This window comes from Kaistella sp. PBT33-4 (genome assembly GCF_029194425.1).
Taxonomy (GTDB): domain Bacteria; phylum Bacteroidota; class Bacteroidia; order Flavobacteriales; family Weeksellaceae; genus Marnyiella.
On sequence record NZ_JARFYL010000003.1, the window covers coordinates 171764 to 191228 of the forward strand.

The window sequence follows — 19465 nt, forward strand, 5'->3', positions numbered from 1 at the left end:
ATAGGAGAAGTTAGTCATTTGTTTCAGGTCTGTAAAGACGCTGCAAAAGTAAAATAATTTCCCTTATTTTTAATAATTCTAAATAAAAATTTGAAACAAAAAAAAGAGGCAATGCCTCTTCAATATTAATTCTCAACGCAATATCTCAGAAAGGATAGCCGATTGCGATGTTGAGGATCAGATTATCACGGCGCCAGGCACTGCTTCCAAAATCAATCCTGTCAAAAGCCCAACGCTCATCCTCAGCATAATATGGAACCCTAAGTGGCATAGCCAGGTCCAGGCGCAGAATGAGAATTGAAAAGTCCAAACGCAGGCCGATCCCTGCTCCTACTGCCATCTCTTTAATAAAATCACCTGAAAATTTACTGCCGGGTCTTTCCGGGTCTTCATTTACAAGCCAAACATTTCCGGCATCAGCAAATACAGCAGCATTAAGGAATTTATAAAGATTCGCACGGTATTCCAGATTCATCTCCAATTTAATATCTCCGGACTGATCAAAGAAAAAAGAGGCGTTCTGCACGCGCGGATCATAACTGCCCGGCCCAAGGGTCCTGGCCCGGAATGCCCGTATGCTGTTGCTTCCTCCCACAAAGAATTGCTTTACGTACGGAATGGTGGCACTGTTTCCGTAAGGGTAGCCAAGACCCGCAATTACCCGCGAAGCGACTGAGGACTTATCGCCCACCTTTCGGTAATAACGGAAGTCATGCTCCATCTTCGCATACTGACTGAAAGGAATGCCGAAAAGCTCTTTCTGGTTACCCTCTTTAGCATTGGCGCCAGTTACAAGACCGGCAATGTTTCCCGCCAGGTCCACGCTTCCTTTATAATACACCGTATTTTTTTTCGGAAGCATGGTGTTGGTATAAGTATAAGTGTACGCAGGTCCGAAGATTAACTGTTTGTCTATCACGCGCTGAAGCGAAGGGTTTGCAGGAATTCCCGCCGCTGGATTACCTTCAATCTGTTCACGGTATTTATCACTCACATTTTGGGGAGCCACCAGCGTAACATCCAAAACCTTGAGGTTATGCTCCTTTCTCTCATTTTCCTTCCAAAGATAACCGAAGGAGGTATTGAAGTTGTGAAGTGTATAGAGTCCTGTCCGGCTCAGGTATTCATAACCCAACTCTATATTGGTCCGGGGTACAAATGCGCTGGAAGATTCAAACCGGAAAGGCGCCACAATTCTTGGAATAGAAAGCTGCGCGTTGGCACCCACCCTGATAATATTATTGGCATCTTTGGGACCGCCAACCTGCACGTCAAAAGCACCATACACCGCACCTTTCAGCTGTTCGGCACCACGGAAGAGGTTTCGGTGGGTCCAGTTGAGGTTAACCTCGCCGCCCGTATAATTGGCAGAACTCGTCTTACCTAAGGTTTCCAGTCGCAAGGACTGAAAAGGCCTTGGCGTAAGCAGATAATAGGCATCAAATTTATGGTTGAGCGAATCTGAAACGATGAATTCATTCTTTACGAATTTAAAAACACCCAGACTGATCAGACGGTTGAGCGAGAGGTTATGGTCTTTCCTGTTATAAAGGTCACCTTTGTCAAAGTACAACGCACGGTCAAATATTTTGGGCTTAAATTTATTCTCAGGGTCAATGATGTAAAGGTCGTCTATAACTTCCACCGAATCTGTATTATAGGGAATACCATATTTTCCCAGCTTGGCGTCAGCAATATTGTAGTCGGGAAAAACGATGGTTTTGTCTATGGTAAACTGCTCTTTGGCAAGTTGCGGAGTATTGTCTTTCAACTTTACGATAAGCTCTACTTTTGGATCTTTTGTTACGGTACTGTCGGCCTGCACCACAATATTGTCCGCGCCGAAATAATAGAAACCTTTGTCTTTAAGGTGTTCATCTATGCGCTCGCGTTCCGCTTTAATCACATCCAGATCAAAAGGATTGCCCGTCTTCAGGAATGATTTATCCTTAATAGACTGTATTTCTGCATTGATGACAGTTGAATCCTTCGCGTAGGTAACGTTGCTGATGAAATACCTTGCGCCGGGTTTCAGGGTGTAGGCAACTTTTGCCCGTCTGTTTTTCGAAATGGTATCCGAAGATGCACGTGCATTGAAGAACCCTTTGTTTTCGGAATAATTAACGATGATCTTCTCATTGAATTCACGATCCACATCCCCCAAAAGCACAGGTTTTTCACCAATTTTGTACTTCAGCCAGTTACGGAGCCCCTTTTCCTTTTTTGGCTCCTTTGTTATGTTATAGATATAAAGCTGAGGCCGCAAACCAAGAAAGGAAGAATTGGGTTTTGGCCGCAACTGATCCTTGAGCGCATCTTTCAGATTGGATTTTTCCTTTTTGCTTAAGGTATCGTTTACGATGTCGATGGTGGCGCCTGTGTAAAGTTTTTCGCCTTCTTTCAGAAAGCGCGTATTACTGCACGATGAAACCGTTAATGCTAAAGCTACGGCAGCTGCAGGCAAATATAATAAACTGGATTTCTTCATTATTTTGAAGTCGTGTTTTCGGTTTTGTTTTTTGTGTCTCTCTGTTTGCGGCTTCTTTCAAAAATCTCCCTGAATTTATCGTAATCCAAAGTAATAATGAAGCCCACACCGGTTTCAATAACCTGCCCCTGCAGGGCGACCTGATAATCATTCTTGCGGTAAGCACGCAGCATATATCTGCCGTCTTTGGACAGGCTGTAATCCAAAGTTACATCGCCGGCAATATTGGTGGTTTGCTCATTTTTCCGGGTATCACCTAAAATGCCGAAATTATTGCCTACTGTCACTTTCAGGCGGTCATCGAAAAGTCTTTTGCTCAGATCCACATTGAGGTCTGTACGCTCATTTCTGTTTCCGCTGGAATAATCCTCAGTGGATTCCAGGTCAAAATTAAGTTCTACCCCTCCTACCAGATCTTCGGCCAGATTATTTAACTGCTCGGAAAGTATCCTGCTCACACTTTGCTTTGCTATCGTTGATGCCGAGAGTCCTGTCTCGCTTTGGAACGGATTTTCGCCAATGAAACGGTTCAGTAGAAGCAGCGCGAAAACCTGCTTGTTCATTTCAGCTTCCTCGCGTCGGAGCTGGTCCAGCTTAGCTCTCGTATTGTCTAATACCGTGGCTGAAACCGAACTGTTTTCCTCATCCGTTGTAATATCAAAAGTAATAACCGGTTTCATGAGTTCTCCCTTCATCATCAGCAGGGTATTAAAAGGAATCCGCTGCTTGTATTGGTTGAGTTCAGTGCCGCTGACGCCTGTAAGCTGCTGCTGCAGGAGGTCCAGTGGTGCTGCATCGGTTTTGTATATGGCCGTCACATCCAGGTCAGCAGTGGTTGGTTCACCCGTCCAGGTTATCGTGCTTCCCTTTTGAATTTCAAATTTTCTTCTCAGCAGACTAACCGACATTTCGTAGGCACCCTGATCAACTTCATAAACACCTACAAGCGTGGTCTTTCCTGAAGGATCTATCCCGCCGGTGAGCTGTGCTTCACCCTGAAGTGCCACAAAATCTCCGTTGGCTTTGTCAATGAGCAGCGAGATCTTTGCTTCTTTGGTCACTTCAATGTTTACATTTACGTCCAGGCCTTTTATGTCACTTTGATTTGTGAGTGAATCTGCCGTAACAGTTTCCTGAAGCGCGATCTGGTCCTGGTCTATGAATTCCACTATACCTTCCCTGTCTTCCATTGCAGGTGATGACTGGGGTAATACAAATGTGAAATCTGTGACATCCTTTACAGCTATACTGCCATCTACCCTTGGCAAGTCAAGATCACCCCGGATACGGAGGCCAGCATCTACAGCAAGTACACCGTACATCAGTTTGTCATTATCTTTCCTGGAATCTACCACTTTGAAATCATCTGCATCAACATCAAGATTAAATGCAAATTCCCTGTATCTTTCAGTTAAAACTGACCCATCAACCCTAATGGCATTTCCGCTTTCATCTTTAAGCTGGAAATCATTAAAATCAATCCCGTTTCTTGTAAAACTGATTTCATCATTGATATTTTTGAACTTAGTTCCCAACTGTGTGATCCCAAGACCTACATTATTAAACCTAACATCACCAAGAATGGAAGGTGCATCCAGATTACCTGCAATTTTGAGATCGCCGGAAAGATAACCTTCTGCATTTTCAATGGCATTGAGCGATAGCCCCTGAACCGTCTGCATCTGCAGCCTGTCCATATCCAGATTCATATCCAGAATGCCGGACGATGTATTATATGTCCCCAGAAGCTTAACATCATTATCATTACCGGAAACCTGTACATCGGCTCTCAGCAATTGAGAAGTTTCGCTGTTCACTTTTACATCCACATTACCCACCGGACTTCCGTACACAAAGAGGTCTGTTACCGCCAAATCCGAAGTGAAGGACATATTGTTTTTCAGATCCCGCAACTGCGCAGTACCGTTGATATTTCCCTTCGCGAGAAGCGAATCTTTTTTCAGGATTTCTGTAATGGATTCTATTTTGAAATCACGGATGGTTACATTGAGCGGACTGTTGGGAACATTGGATTCGGACTGCAACCGAATTTCACTTCCGGCGTTGGAGACCGCAAAATTATCAGCTACAATACCACGGCTGCCAATTCGCAGAGAATTGCCCGGTGCAACCTGCCAGTTGGTGTAATCCAGGATCAGTCCATCGGGATTAAGGCTGATTTCCGTCAGTTCGCCTAATTTCTCTGCGGTTCCGGCCAGTAAAAATTTGGTGGCATCCTTTTCATCTTTGGTTGATGCATTGTAAGTGATAAGATTGTCCTTCACATTACCGTTCAGGTTTACCTTCATCAATGCGATACTCTCATTTTTGAATTCGTCGAGACTTACATCATATATCAAAGAATCATCAGCATTATTTACCGAAATCACACCACCTCTGATATCGTTCTTTCCGTAGCTTACCTGAGGTATCTGACCATTTATCTGCAGCTGTCGGGTATCTGCCACATAATTTCCAGTAAGAACAACAGGTTCAAAGGAATTCAGTTCAGGAACAAAGCGGCGCAGCAAATCGTCATCCTTAATCTTTGCGCTGAAGGCGAAGAACTGGTTTGGATCCACTTTTGAAGCCGCAGCTCCCGGGCCTTGAAACTGATAATACTGATTTACCGTCTGCATTAGTGAGCCGAATATCTGCGTCAGTTTGTATTTTCCTGTCAGGTCTACATCTACTACCTGAGACTGCAGATTAATACTATTACTGTCCGGTGTAGACCGCGCTGTGAGTGCTACTTCCTGCAGAGAATAGACATCCTTTGTATCTGAAATGGCAAAATTCCGTAGATAGAGGTAGCCGTTTGGTGCGTCAGGGTCCAGACTCGTGAAATCTCCAGCCAACTCACCGGCAAGAATCATCTGATCCTTATAAAAACCCAGTTTGTTAAGGTCCAGTTTCTGGATATTACCATTTACCCTGATGCTCGGATTATTTTCTTTGTAAACTCCCGATGCCCGCAGTTTTAAATTGGCATTCGGATCTTTGGAATCCAGGTTAATAACGTAAGCCCCACGGTTCACCGTGCCCGCAAGATTCATATTCCTGTAAGTATAGCCGTTATAATATACAGAGGCAATATTTCCCTTTAAATTGGCGATGGCAAGGTTGGGTTCAAAACTTTGGCCTTTTACAGCAATCTGCCCTGTGACAGAACGCAGGTCTTTGTTCTGTATAATTGTTCCGATCTGAAGGTTTCGCAGATTAGCCAAGACATCATAGCGCTCCTGGTTTTTACGCCTCATGTCCAAAGCGGCCCGTATGGCGGCATTACCAAGAGTCGACGTTAATTTCAGGTTGGTATTTACCACCTGAGTACTTCCTTTAGCGATACCGGAGATCCTGAAAAAAGAGGGTACTGTGATATTAGCCGGCAGCGTATTTTTAGGTAGCAAGTTTGTAACTGTGCGGGCATCGGATGAGAGTTCGCGGATGTTCAGGTCATAGAGAAGATTGTCCGGATTCATGGCATTCTTTACATTTCCCGACGCGTTGACCTTCAGCCTGTCAATCCCGGAAAGCTCCAGATACTGGATCTGCAGGACATTCAGGCTGCCCCTAAGCCTTGTATTTACATTGACAACCGAATTAGGATATTTGTTAAACGGAACGGTATTCTGCAGGGATGGCACCAGCATCAAAATATCTGAAAATCCTACCTTTGAGTTGCGAAGATTTGCCGATATCCGTGCCGCCCCCGGATTGGCCGACAGCTGCTCAGTTGAATTGTAGTTCAATACCAGTTCATCGCGCAGAAGTGTCTTTGAAGTCTGCAAATAAAGATCCTTCAGATAAGCCTGTTTCTCACCATAAACAAAATCGGTTTCAAAACGCTGAATATCCAGTCCGCGACCTTCTTTAACCACCGCCGAATTTACCGTGCCGGCAAATGTTCCATCCTTCATCTGGAAGTTCCGGACCTCCATATCCAGTTTAGAGAAATTAAGATGGTTGAAATCCATACCGCGCCTCGTAACTGGTATTGCCGTATTATCGTACACCACGCGGACATCGTCAAATGTTAATCTGTTAAGCTGAAGTGCGAGAGGCTTGTCCGTGCTCAGATTATTAGTATCTGTGTTATCTTTGGTTGAAGCGCCTTTGGAAGCCGGCATAAAAAGTTTAGCATTAATGTCTGCAGCTCTCAACGTTACATTATCTACAACAAAATCACTGTTCTGAAGGTCCAGTTTATTTACCTTCGAACTTAGTTCTGCAAACTTTATTTTTCCGAAAGTCTTGGTATTATCATCACCATAATCAATATCGAAATTGGTCAGTTTAATTCTGTTAAGGTCTAATTGCATCGGCTTGCGCCGGTTCAGTGAATCGACAGTCTGCTCCACCTCCTCAGTAACTTCCTCAAGTAAATCCTGCTTAAGACGGAGGCGCAGACCATCCATGAGGATGTCATTTACAGAATAGGAATTGTTCTGAAGGTCAAAAGTCCTCACGCGGGTATCAAAGGACTTGAAATATACACTCAGATCGTTGCGAGCCTGCAGATCCCGAAAATTAACTCCAATATCCTGAAGCTTTATTTTATCCAGTGAAATAATAAAAGGTTTGGATTCGCTCTCCTCAGCATCTTTGGTGGCAAAGGCCTCCAGAATATAATCAAAATTAAAATTACCGTTCTGCCTGCGGATTACATTTGCACGCACACCGGCCAGATCAACAGAGGTCAAATCTGCCGTACTTTTAAGAAGTTTGGGAATATGAAGTCCCACATCCACTTTCCTTGCGAACAGTAAAGTATCTTTATTCTGGTCCTGGAGGTAAAGATTTTCCATTACCAGACTGTTGGGGAACGCTACAAAAACACGTTCCAGTGTGACTTTGGTGTGAATTTTTTCCTCAAGATAGTTTACCAGCTTGCCCTTAAGAAAATTCTGGACCGCCGGCAGCTGCAGGCTCAGGACTGCAAATACCACCAGAATGATGAGTGATCCTAATGTTATACCGGCATATTTAAGGACTTTTTTAAAACTTTTCATGTGATATCAGACATTTTAGCAGAGGTCGCAGCGACAGCCTTATCAAAGAAATCCAAAAATTTTACATAAGTAAAGACAGCATTATTACCAAAAACAGTCCGGCATCACACTGAAAACAACCAGATACCTGCTTCCGGTCTTAGAAGCACGTGCCTGATTATTTAATAAAATAACAGAGTAAATTTTTTTTCATATCTCCAATTGTAAGCCACATGAAAACATCAGACCAAAATGCCCCTCAGCTCATGCCGAACTGATTTTTGCTCAAGTAGATTGTGAGAATCTACTTATTAAGCTGCAGCCGTACATTTTTCGCCAGTGTTTTAAAGCGCACGCCATCATCCTGCACCACAGTGATGGTAATCTGCCCGGTCTTGCTCAGGTTTTTGTCCTGAACAGTACCGGATTTTCCCTTATGTGTACCGCCAATAACATGGCAATAATCACCGTTTGATATTACAGTTGTTACATCAGGCATCATTTCATTAATTTTTTATTACTTGCTTACAGTAAATCTAAAAAAAACTAAACATCTGGGCAATCAACGATATGGTGAAAAGTCCGCCAAAAGCACCCGGCTTACGATGACTGCATTGCTAATAATTCAATAAATTTGCAAAAAACATTCTTGAAAGACCTCCTGCTCATCACCCCACCTTTTACCCAGCTGAATACCCCTTATCCGGCTACAGCCTACCTAAAAGGTTTTCTGAACACAAAAAATATTTCTTCTTTTCAGATGGATTTGGGAATAGAGGTGATTCTGGAACTTTTTTCCAGAGAGGGATTGAGGAAGGTGTTTGACCGGGTGGATGGAACAGCCGGTTTCTCAGAAAACAGCAGCCGTATTTGTGCAATGCGCGATGAGTATGTAAATACCATCAATCAGGTGATGCTTTTTCTGCAAAACAGAAACCCGACCCTCGCCAGACAGATCTGCACAATGAATTTTCTGCCGGAGGCCTCCAGATTCAATGCGCTTGATGATTTGGACTACGCATTCGGTAACATGGGACTGCAGGACAGGGCAAAACATTTGGCCACGCTGTATTTGGAAGACCTTTCAGATTTTATTGTCGAAAATATTGACCCTGATTTCGGCTTCAGCCGTTACGCCGAACGCCTTGGCCAAAGTGCCAATTCATTTGATGAACTCTATGCGAAACTTCAGGCTGAGGCCACATTCACCGACCAGTTTACATTAAAAATTCTGAAGGAAAGAATTGATGACCTTCAGCCCAAAATGGTTTGTTTTTCCGTGCCTTTTCCGGGAAATCTGTATTCCGCTTTTAGAGCTGCGAAATTCATCAGACAAAATTATCCGGATATAAAGACGGCCATGGGTGGTGGATTTGCAAATACGGAACTGCGCGACCTGAAAGATGCCCGCGTATTTGATTTTTTTGATTTCATTACTCTGGATGATGGCGAACTGCCCATTGAATTGCTGCATTCCCATTTTTGCGGTATAACACAGAGTCCGCAGCCGGAATTTAAAAGAACTTTCCTGCGGCAGAACGGTGAAACTGTTTATAAAAATGATTCTACCCGCCCTGATTATAAGATGGCCTATACAGGCACACCTGATTACAGTGATTTACTGCTGGACCAGTACATCTCTGTGATTGAGGTGGCCAACCCTATGCATAGTTTGTGGAGCGACGGACGGTGGAATAAACTGACTATGGCACACGGCTGTTATTGGGGCAAATGCACCTTCTGCGATATTTCACTGGACTACATCAAGACCTACGAGCCAGTTTCAGCCAAAATTCTGGTAGACCGTATGGAAATCTTAATTGCGGAAACCGGCGAATCGGGGTTTCATTTTGTTGATGAAGCGGCTCCGCCAGCACTTATGCGGGAGGTAGCACTGGAAATCCTGAGGCGAAAACTGGTGGTAACCTGGTGGACCAATATCAGGTTTGAGAAGAGCTTTACCGGCGACCTCTGCTATCTGCTTAAGCTTTCGGGCTGCATTGCGGTTTCCGGCGGTCTGGAAGTTGCCAGTGACCGCCTGCTGAGACTGATAGACAAGGGAGTTTCGGTGGAACAGGTAGCCAAAGTGACGCGTAATTTCACGGAAGCGGGGATTATGGTGCATTCGTATCTGATGTATGGTTACCCAACACAAACCATACAGGAAACTGTTGACTCGCTTGAAATGGTTCGGCAGTTGTTTGAAATGGGCATTGTACAGAGTGGGTTCTGGCATCAGTTCGCCATGACGACACATTCGCCGGTGGGACAAAACCCAGAAGAATTTGGAGTCAGGCCTGAATTACAGGATATTCAGTTTGCGAATAATGATGTTCAGTTCACTGACAGCACAGGTATTGACCATAGCCGCTTCAGCACGGGTCTTAGAAAATCGCTCTTCAATTATATGCACGGAATTAATTTTGACCTGCCCCTGCGCGAATGGTTTGATTTTAAAATTCCCAAAACGACTGTTCCTCCAACATTTATTCATGACTGCCTGCTTGAAGAGGAAAATTTTGTCATTAAAGGAAGCTCTAAAATTATTTTCACAAATACAAATCCGCGAGTTGAACAATACAGTAAAACAAAAAAAGGTGAGACCGCATCTTTTGCAAGCATGACCTTTCATTTGAAGACCAATATTGTTGCGGTGGAACTGCAAGCATCTAAAGCGCAGTGGCTGATGAAGGTTATGGCCGAAAATCCTGCTGAAAATGCTCGGAAAGTCACCCTTCAGGAGCTGAAAAGCAGTTTTGAGACATCATTTGAGGATTTCGAACTCTTTTGGTTTTCAAAACCTGTGCAAATACTCAGACGAAGCGGTGTGATACTGCTTCTTTAAAACAGTAGTTTTCATACAGATTCACGCAGATTTTTTTTTAGCCCGCAGATTGCGCTGATAACGCTGATGTTATCTGTGGATATCTGTGTGATCTGTGAGCGGTAGTTTCTCACACATTCGCGGGGATTAGTATATTTTTAGCCCGCAGATTGCGCTGATATCGCAGATTTTATGTATACATCTGTGTAATCCGCGAGCTGCATATTTCGCACAGATTTTCGGAGATCTATCTTTGAATACTTCCGCAGACAGCGCTGAAGAGGCAGATTGCTGTTTGTAGGTCTAAAATTTATTATCCTAAACGAAAAATCTGCCTCAATAAAGTATTGAGACAGATCTATTTAATTTATTATTGACTGAACAGCCTACGATTACATGTGTATCGCGATTTTTGCTGTAGCGTCCAGTGCTGCTTCCTTAATTGCTTCGGCAAAGGTGGGGTGCGCGTGGGACATTCTTGAGATATCTTCGGCGCTTGCACGGAATTCCATTGCGGTTACAGCAGCAGCGATCATATCGGCTGCTCTGGCACCAATCATGTGCACTCCCAAAACCTCGTCCGTCTTCTCGTCGGCGATAATTTTAACAAAACCGTCTACATCGCCTGAAGCACGGCTTCTGCCTAAGGCACGCATTGGGAAACTTCCTACTTTAATGGCAACACCTTCCTCTTTAAGCTGCTCTTCCGTCTTACCAACAGCGGCAACCTCCGGCCAGGTATAAACCACCCCCGGGATAAGGTTATAATTGATGTGCGGTTTCTGTCCGGCAATCTGCTCGGCTACCAGTACACCTTCTTCGGAAGCCTTGTGTGCCAGCATGGCTCCGGCAACCACATCACCGATTGCGTAAATATTTGAGACGTTGGTTTGCAAATGATCATTCGTTTTCACGCGACCTCTTTCATCCATATCTACACCGGCTTTCTCCAGTGCAAGACCGTCGGTATAAGGTCTTCTGCCCACTGAAACAAGAACGTAATCTCCTTCCACCACAACTTCGGCACCTTTTTTATCTTTCGCAGTTACCTTCACAGTGTCGCCGTTTCTTTCAACCGCCTGCACCGCTGTGGAAAGCATGAATTTCATACCCTGCTTTCTCAGGACTTTATTAAGCTCTTTGGATAGTGCACCATCCATCGTAGGAATGATTTTATCCATAAATTCAACTACAGTAACCTCTGAACCTAATCTCTTATAAACAGAACCCAGTTCCAGACCGATGACACCACCGCCGATAACCACCAGATGTTTTGGGATTTCCTTAAGTTCCAGAGCTTCTGTAGAAGTGATCACTCTCTCCTTATCCAAAGTGATGAATGGAAGTGAGCTGGGTTTGGAACCTGTGGCGATAATGATGTATTTTGAGTCTAAAGTTTCAGAAGAGCCGTCATTTTTGGTAACCTTCACCTGCGTTGAAGATTCAAAGCTTCCCACCCCTTCAAAAACGGTGATCTTGTTTTTGTCCATCAGGAAGTTGATACCCTTCGTGGTTTGCTCTACTACTTCATTTTTTCTTTCTATCATCCTTGCAAGATCAGCTTTTGGCTCATCTATGATGATTCCGTGAGAGGCAAAGTTATGTTTTGCGTTTTCAAAATGTTCTGAACTGTCCAGTAGAGCTTTGGATGGAATACAACCTACATTGAGGCAGGTACCGCCCATCGTGGGATATTTCTCAATGATTGCAGTTTTTAAACCCAACTGTGCGCAACGGATTGCAGCTACGTAACCACCGGGACCTGAACCGATAACGGTAACATCAAATTGACTCATTTTATTTTGATTTGATAATTAAAAATTAAGTGGCACAAAATTACGAAAATTTTGAAGCAAAACTGTACGGAAACGTACAATTAACAATTGTAAGACGTGACAAAACTTTAGCAAAAAAAAATTCCGGCACCAAGGGGATGCCGGAAAAATAATTTTTCTTCATAGTTAATGCACCCGCATTAATTGGCTACATCAGAAATAAATTTGATACGGAGCATACGAACCTCATCATCACTAAGGTCATCTCCAAATTCATTGAGCAACACTTTCATACTGTCACTTTCGGAGCCTTTCATAAAGTCCATAAATTCATCTACAATATCTTCATCAAAATTTTCATCGATATAATAATCAATCTTAAGTTTGGTACCCTGATATACAATACTTTCCATTTCCTTCAGAAGGTCGTGCATGCTGAGGTTCTTGGCTTTGGCAATGTCTTCCAGATCAATTTTCTTATCGGTACTCTGGATAATGAAAACCTTGTGAGACGATTTATTCGCCACCTGCTTGATGACCATGTCCTGAGTGCGCTCGATATTGTTTTCCTCTACGTACTGGCTGATGAATTCAGCGAATTCCTTTCCGTATTTCCGGGCCTTGCCTTCGCCTACGCCATAAATCTTGCCGATTTCCTCAATCTTTATCGGATACTGAACGGTCATATCTTCCAGACTGGGATCCATGAATACTGTATAGGGCGGAATCCCGTGTTTTTTCGCCACCTTTTTCCGCAGATCCTTAAGTTGCGCGAACAGGTTTTGATCCATTCCGCCACTTTGCTGACCCTGCATTTGGTCGGAATTTGCCTTGGTTTGCGCCAGGTCGTATTGCCTGTCTTCGGCAATCTGGAAAGCTTCAGTATCTTTACCTGTAATTACGTTCAAACCTTTTTCGGTAACCTTAAGAACACCGTAAGTCTCAATATCTTTCTGAAGATAATTCTGAACTGTGGCCTGGCGGATAATTGATTTCCAGAAATTCTCGGGCCTGTCCCTGCCCATACCGAAATGTCTTCCGGACTCCAGTTTGTAGGATTTGGTAACAGAATTTTCCTTACCAACGATCACCGAAATAAGGTCTTTGGTCTTAAATTTCTCGTCCAGTTCCTTCACCATTTCCAGCACCATTTTCAGTTCGGCAGTAGCATCTACCAACTTGGGTGGATTTACGGAGTTGTCGCACATCTGCGCTCCTTCGCCATTTACAGGATCAAACTTTTCGCCGAAATAATGGAGGATGTACTGGCGGCGGCTCATCGAGGTTTCTACATAACCCACCACCTCATTCAAAAGCTGCAGACCAATTTCACGCTCCGAGACAGGTTTTTGGGCCAGGAATTTTTCCAGCTTCTCAATGTCTTTGGGATCATAGAAAGCCAGACAGATTCCTTCGCCACCGTCTCTACCCGCACGTCCTGTTTCCTGATAATAACTCTCCAGCGACTTTGGAATATCATAATGGATTACGAAACGCACATCCGGTTTGTCTATACCCATCCCGAAAGCGATGGTAGCAACTATTACATCAGCTTCCTCCATCAGGAATTTATCCTGATTGGCCACCCGGGTTTTCTGGTCCAAACCGGCATGATAAGGCAAAGCATTAATGCCGTTCACCTGCAGCAGCTGAGCAAACTCTTCCACTTTTCGGCGGCTAAGGCAGTACACAATTCCGGACTTTCCTTTGTGTTGATTGATGAAACGGACAATTTCCTTATCAATATTGACCTTCGGACGTACTTCATAGAAAAGGTTAGGCCTGTTAAAGCTCTCCTTAAATACTTTAGCATGGGTCATTCCAAGCGTTTTCTGAATATCATCCTGCACCTTAGGTGTAGCAGTAGCAGTAAGTGCAATTACAGGTACATCGGCTATTTTGTCAATGATCAGCTTCAGATTACGGTATTCCGGCCGGAAATCATGGCCCCACTCGGAGATACAGTGTGCCTCGTCAATGGCCACAAAGGAAATCTTAACCTCCTTCAGAAAGTCCATATATTCTTCCTTGATGAGTGATTCGGGGGCCACATATAATAATTTGGTCCGCCCTGCGGTAATATCATCGAAAACCTGCTTGGTTTGGGTTTTGTTAAGCGATGAGTTCAGTACATGGGCTACGCCGGGATCCGACGAAAGCCCGTTTACGGCATCTACCTGATTTTTCATCAAGGCTATAAGCGGTGAGACTACAATTGCGGTTCCCTCGGAAATAAGCGCGGGCAACTGGTAGCAAAGAGATTTTCCGCCACCCGTAGGCATAAGCACAAAAACATCATTACCTCCCAGCAGGGCTGTAATTATTTCCTTCTGCTGGCCTTTGAATTTTGAAAAACCGAAGTATTTTTTAAGTTCGCCTGTTAATTCGGCGGAAGTTATTTTCATCTTATTATTCATTTTAAGACCGAAACAGCGCATCACCACTAAGGTCTTTCTACATCCACATTCTCTGTTCAGTAAACGAAATTCGTCTAAAGTTTTCTAAATTTGCAAATAAGCCAAAGTTAACAAATTAAAGTCATAAAGTTAATTTGTGAAGTCAATTTTGAGAGCGATAACACAAAAAAATAAATGATATAAATCATATCCAAATTCCATCCCAAATATCTGAAAATGAATCCGGAAAAAATCCTCGATATTGCCAGGTCTGCAGTAAGCACTGAAATACAGGAGCTCGAAAATCTTAAAAACCGCCTGGATCAGCAATTCCTTAAAGCCGTGGAGATTATAAACGGTGCCACAGGAAAACTTATTGTTGTAGGTATAGGCAAATCTGCTCATGTAGGAAATAAAATTGTAGCCACCCTTAATTCCACGGGTACACCGGCACAGTTTCTTCACGCGTCGGAGGCCATTCACGGCGACCTGGGTGTCATTCAGAAAAATGATGTGGTGCTTTGCATTTCCAACAGCGGTAACTCACCCGAAATCGTAAACCTGCTGCCATTTCTGAAAGAATATTCGTCGGCACTAATCGGCATGACTGGAAACCCCAATTCCAAACTGGCTGAATTTTCGGAGGTCATCCTGGACTCTTCTGTGGAAAAGGAAGCCTGTCCTATAAAACTGGCACCTACCAGTTCCACTACCGTGCAGATGGCTTTGGGTGACGCCCTGGCGGTATGCCTGATGGAAATCAGCGGCTTCCGGGAACAGGACTTTGCCCGGTTCCATCCCGGTGGCAGCCTGGGGAAAAACCTCACCGCCCGCGTAAAGCAATTCCTTTCACCTCAAAAACCGCAGGTAAGCGAAAATGCCGGCATCAGAGAAATCATTATTTCAGTAAGCGGTTCCTCGCACGGAATTACAGTGGTCACGCGTGATGAGGAAATCGTTGGTGTAATTACCGACGGTGACCTTCGCCGCATGCTGATGCGTGAAGAAGATGTCTCAAAAGTGACCGCTAAAGAAATCATGAGCCATCATCCTAAAAGTATAGACAAGGAGGAACTGGCCAAAGTGGCCATGGCCATCCTTAAAGAGCGCAACATCGGACAGCTCATCGTGACCGACCGGGGACAGTATTTTGGCATCATCGACATTCACCGGCTCCTGGATGAAGGTATCAACTAGTAAGTCGCTTTCCGGAATCGACCCTGCCCATTATCCCACAGAAATCAGTAATTTTGCAGCTTCCGTTTTCATATGCTGAGAGCCGGAACCCAATAAAATGAGCGAAGGAAAAGACATGTCCTTTATGGGGCACATAGGCGAACTGCGCGGCCACCTGATAAGATGTATCATAGCGATAGTCATTGGTGCGCTGGTGGTAGGTTTCAATATTGAATGGATAATGGACCAGGTATTTTTTGGTCCGGTTCGAAATGATTTTCCTACATTTAAGGTAATCAATATGCTGTCCAGACAAATGAGTGGTGTAGATGCCATGATACTTCCGGAAGATTTTCCGGTGCGTGTACAGAAACTCTACCAGCAGTTTAATGTGATGATGTCTGTCTCGTTTCTGGGCGGTGTGGTACTGGCCTTCCCATATATTGTGTGGGAACTCTGGCGCTTTATTTCACCTGCATTAAGACCTCAGGAAAAAAGCAATTCGCTGATGCTGATTAACTCTGTATGGATCCTCTTCCTTCTGGGCATTCTCTGCGGTTACTATCTTATCCTGCCATTTGCCATAAACTTTGCCGTACTTTTCAAAATCTCAGATATCATTGAACCTCTTTATGACCTTTCTGATTACACGGCCCTGTTTTTCCAGATTGTCCTGGGTATGGGAATCGTATTCCTGTTTCCGGTCATTGTCTATTTCCTGACAACCATCGGCATCCTGACGCCAAAATTCCTCAGAACTTACAGGAGACATGCCATAGTGCTCATTATGATTATTGCAGCGGTGATCACGCCGGCAGATGTCATCAGCATGATGATGGCTGCTATACCGCTTTTAATTCTTTTTGAATTCAGTATTGCACTGAGTGCACGCACCTTTAAACGCCTGCAGAAAGCTGAAGTTCTGGCCAGCCGGAAGTCTGACTGATAATCAATCTGTTATTAAAGGCAGTTATAATATTATATTTACTCAAATTTTTATAGAAATGAATCCTTTTATTGAAGAACTTAAATGGCGCGGACTTTACGCAGACATGATGCCCGGAACTGATGAACAGTTGAACAAGGAAGTTACGTCTGCATATATAGGTTTTGACCCCACAGCGGATTCACTGCATATAGGAAGTCTTATTCCGATAAAGGTTCTGGCCCATTTCCAGCAGCACGGACACAAGCCTATCGCTCTTGTGGGCGGTGCCACCGGAATGATTGGTGATCCATCCGGTAAATCCAACGAAAGGAATCTTCTGGACGAAGAAACTCTGAACCATTATGTAGCCTGCATCAAGGCGCAGCTTTCAAAATTCCTCAACTTCGAAGGTGAGGAAGCCAACAGAGCCGAACTTGTAAATAATTATGACTGGATGAAGGAGTTCAGCTTCCTGGATTTTGTCCGGGATGTAGGCAAGAACCTGACCGTTAATTATATGATGGCCAAGGAATCCGTGAAGAAGCGTATTACTGGCGAAAACGGTGCCGAGGGCATGAGTTTTACAGAATTTACCTATCAGTTGCTGCAGGGTTATGATTTCTTGCACCTCTATAAAAACAATAATGTGAAACTGCAGATGGGCGGATCGGACCAGTGGGGAAACATTACCACCGGAACAGAGCTTATCCGCAGAAAAGTGCAGGGCGAAGCCTTTGCCTTAACGGTTCCGCTGATTACAAAAGCCGACGGTTCCAAATTCGGTAAGTCTGAAAGCGGCGAGAATTACTGGCTGGATCCAAAAAGAACTTCGCCCTACCGTTTCTACCAATTTTGGGTTAATGCAACCGATGAGGATGCCGAACGCTTTATAAAATTCTACACCTTCCTTAGCAAGGAAGAAATTGAAAGTCTGGTGGAAGAGCACAAACAGGCTCCTCATGAAAGAAAATTACAGAAAAAACTGGCTGAAGAAGTTACCGTTTGGGTACACAGCCGCGAAGATTTTGAAAAAGCGGTAAAGGCTTCGGACATCCTGTTCGGGCGGTCTACCGCCGAAGAACTTAAAAATCTGGATGAAAATACCTTTCTGGAAGTTTTTGAGGGGGTACCGCAGAAAGAAATTTTAATAAATGAACTGATCGGCACTAATGTCATTGACCTTATTTCTGAAAAATCAGGATTCCTGAAATCAAAAGGTGAGGCCAGAAGAGAACTGCAAAGCAATTCCATTTCCATCAATAAAGATAAAGTAACTGACACGTTTGAAGTTTCTGATAATGACCTTATAGACGGAAAATTTATGCTGCTGCAGAAGGGAAAAAAGAACTATTTCATCGTAAAAGCGGTGTAAAGACACGCCATAAAATACCTGTAAAAGCCGCGAATTTCTTTGCGGCTTTTATTTTATACATAGCGTAAAGTCAAGTTGAAGAACACAATTTTGCCCTAATGGGCGTAACTTTAGCACTTAATAATATTTTTTCAGTTAATGACAATCCTTATTTTTATCGCAGTCCTCTGGTATTCCGGGCTGTTCTTTCAAACATTCTTCCTGCACCGTTACGCCGCTCATCAGAGTTTTAAAATGTCCCGTTTTGGCGAAAAACTTTGCTATATCCTGACCTGGGTTACCCAGGGATCCAATTATCTGTCAGCCTATGGTTATGGAGTAATGCACCGCATGCATCATGCTTATGCCGACACTGAGAAAGATCCGCACTCGCCGAAATACGACCACAACCTGTTCACCATGATGTGGCGTACGAAGTCCATCTATCAGCAGATCAATGAGCAGAAAGTGGCGATTGAGGAAAAATTTACCAAGAACGTTCCGAAGTGGGAAGCGTTTGACCGCTTTGCAAGTTCATGGTTTTCCCGACTTGCCTGGGCGGTCGGCTACACAGCATTTTTCTATATTTTCGCAACGGCCTGGTGGCAGTGGCTGCTTTTACCGGTAGCCTATATGATGGCGCCTATCCACGGGGTGATCATCAACTGGTTTGGGCATATATACGGTTATGTGAACTTTAAGGTTTCAGACACCTCCAAAAACCTTTTCAGATTTGACTGGCTTATGATGGGCGAGGGCTATCACAATAACCACCACAAACACGGCAGCAGAGCCAACTTCGGCGGCGTAAGATGGCACGAGATAGACGTCACCTACTACATCATGCTTCTGCTGGACAAAATGCGGCTGATTAAGCTTAAGCCGGTCGCAAAAGTAGAGCGTGAACTATAAATAGAGCCTAAAACTGAAAACTCCCGGAAACAGTATTTCCGGGAGTTTTATAATTAATAGGTAAATCTTATTTATTGAAATCAACAACCGTCTTAGCCATCAGGTTGATACCCTTGGCGGTGTCTACGGCTTTCTGTTCACCATTTACAAAGATCCTTACGATCAGTCTGGAATCGGCATCTACACCCTCTCCGGTTGCAGCAAGATGTACAGCTCCTACAGAACTGTTCACTATTTGCGGCTCACTGGACCAGCTGGTACCGGGAACATTGAACTGGGTGCTCTGCACCGTGCCCACCTGAGTAACCACCGCATTGATGTCGACCATTGGTGTGGCCTGTACGGTAAAGGCTACGCTCAGCGTTTCGTTAGGGTCTTCTTCGCGCTCTTTGCAGGAGGAAAAAAGGCTTAATATAGTAACTGAAGCTATTAACGGTAACGTAAAACTGATCTTTTTACGGGAAAGAAGCGTTCTTTTCATGCCAAATTTTATTATTAACGGTCAAATATAGGATTTTTTAATAATAAAGATTGACATTCTGCACATTATTTGCAATTAAATTGCCCGAAATTTCAGCCTTAATGGCAATTCACAGGCATGGCAGCAGATTTGACTATATTCGC

Annotated in this window: 11 protein-coding genes; 5 read left to right on the plus strand and 6 right to left on the minus strand. The window is 44.0% G+C overall.

What is annotated here, in order from left to right; all coding sequences use genetic code 11:
* Nucleotides 1-145: 145 nt before the first annotated feature.
* The 3 genes from P0M11_RS06835 to P0M11_RS06845 form a co-directional block, all read right to left on the minus strand.
* Nucleotides 146-2488 (minus strand): BamA/TamA family outer membrane protein, encoded by a 2343-nt coding sequence (locus tag P0M11_RS06835; protein ID WP_275625007.1) that lies wholly within the window; start codon nt 2486-2488, stop codon nt 146-148.
* On the minus strand, nt 2488-7500 hold the full coding sequence (locus P0M11_RS06840) for a translocation/assembly module TamB domain-containing protein (RefSeq protein ID WP_275625008.1): 5013 nt from the start codon (nt 7498-7500) through the stop codon (nt 2488-2490). Before P0M11_RS06840 ends, P0M11_RS06835 begins: the two co-directional genes overlap by 1 nt.
* Nucleotides 7501-7783: 283 nt before the next feature.
* A complete protein-coding gene (locus P0M11_RS06845; protein WP_275625009.1) occupies nt 7784-7981 on the minus strand; it encodes a KOW motif-containing protein in 198 nt (65 codons plus the stop codon).
* Between the two features lie 147 nt (nt 7982-8128).
* On the opposite strand from P0M11_RS06845, the gene P0M11_RS06850 reads away from it, so the two are divergent.
* Complete coding sequence (locus P0M11_RS06850; protein ID WP_275625010.1) at nt 8129-10324, plus strand: B12-binding domain-containing radical SAM protein; 2196 nt, start codon at nt 8129-8131, stop codon at nt 10322-10324.
* Nucleotides 10325-10695: 371 nt separating this feature from the next.
* Here the strand turns inward: P0M11_RS06850 and lpdA are convergent, their stop codons facing one another.
* Complete coding sequence (lpdA, locus tag P0M11_RS06855; RefSeq protein ID WP_275625011.1) at nt 10696-12099, minus strand: dihydrolipoyl dehydrogenase; 1404 nt, start codon at nt 12097-12099, stop codon at nt 10696-10698.
* Nucleotides 12100-12278: 179 nt separating this feature from the next.
* A complete protein-coding gene (gene recQ / locus P0M11_RS06860) occupies nt 12279-14483 on the minus strand; it encodes a DNA helicase RecQ (protein WP_275625012.1) in 2205 nt (734 codons plus the stop codon).
* A gap of 228 nt (nt 14484-14711) precedes the next feature.
* On the opposite strand from recQ, the gene P0M11_RS06865 reads away from it, so the two are divergent.
* The 4 genes from P0M11_RS06865 (at nt 14712) to P0M11_RS06880 (ending at nt 18841) form a co-directional block, all read left to right on the plus strand.
* The gene (locus tag P0M11_RS06865) at nt 14712-15671 is read left to right on the plus strand and encodes a KpsF/GutQ family sugar-phosphate isomerase (RefSeq protein ID WP_275625013.1); all 960 of its coding nucleotides are present in this window, start codon (nt 14712-14714) and stop codon (nt 15669-15671) included.
* Nucleotides 15672-15768: 97 nt separating this feature from the next.
* Nucleotides 15769-16596 (plus strand): twin-arginine translocase subunit TatC, encoded by an 828-nt coding sequence (gene tatC / locus P0M11_RS06870; RefSeq protein ID WP_275625014.1) that lies wholly within the window; start codon nt 15769-15771, stop codon nt 16594-16596.
* 58 nt (nt 16597-16654) lie between these two features.
* A complete protein-coding gene (tyrS, locus tag P0M11_RS06875) occupies nt 16655-17950 on the plus strand; it encodes a tyrosine--tRNA ligase (RefSeq protein WP_275625015.1) in 1296 nt (431 codons plus the stop codon).
* A gap of 138 nt (nt 17951-18088) precedes the next feature.
* The gene (locus P0M11_RS06880; protein WP_275625016.1) at nt 18089-18841 is read left to right on the plus strand and encodes an acyl-CoA desaturase; all 753 of its coding nucleotides are present in this window, start codon (nt 18089-18091) and stop codon (nt 18839-18841) included.
* 67 nt (nt 18842-18908) lie between these two features.
* Here the strand turns inward: P0M11_RS06880 and P0M11_RS06885 are convergent, their stop codons facing one another.
* Entirely contained in the window at nt 18909-19322 is a 414-nt protein-coding gene (locus P0M11_RS06885; RefSeq protein ID WP_275625017.1) for a hypothetical protein, read from the minus strand.
* Between the last annotated feature and the right edge of the window lie 143 nt (nt 19323-19465).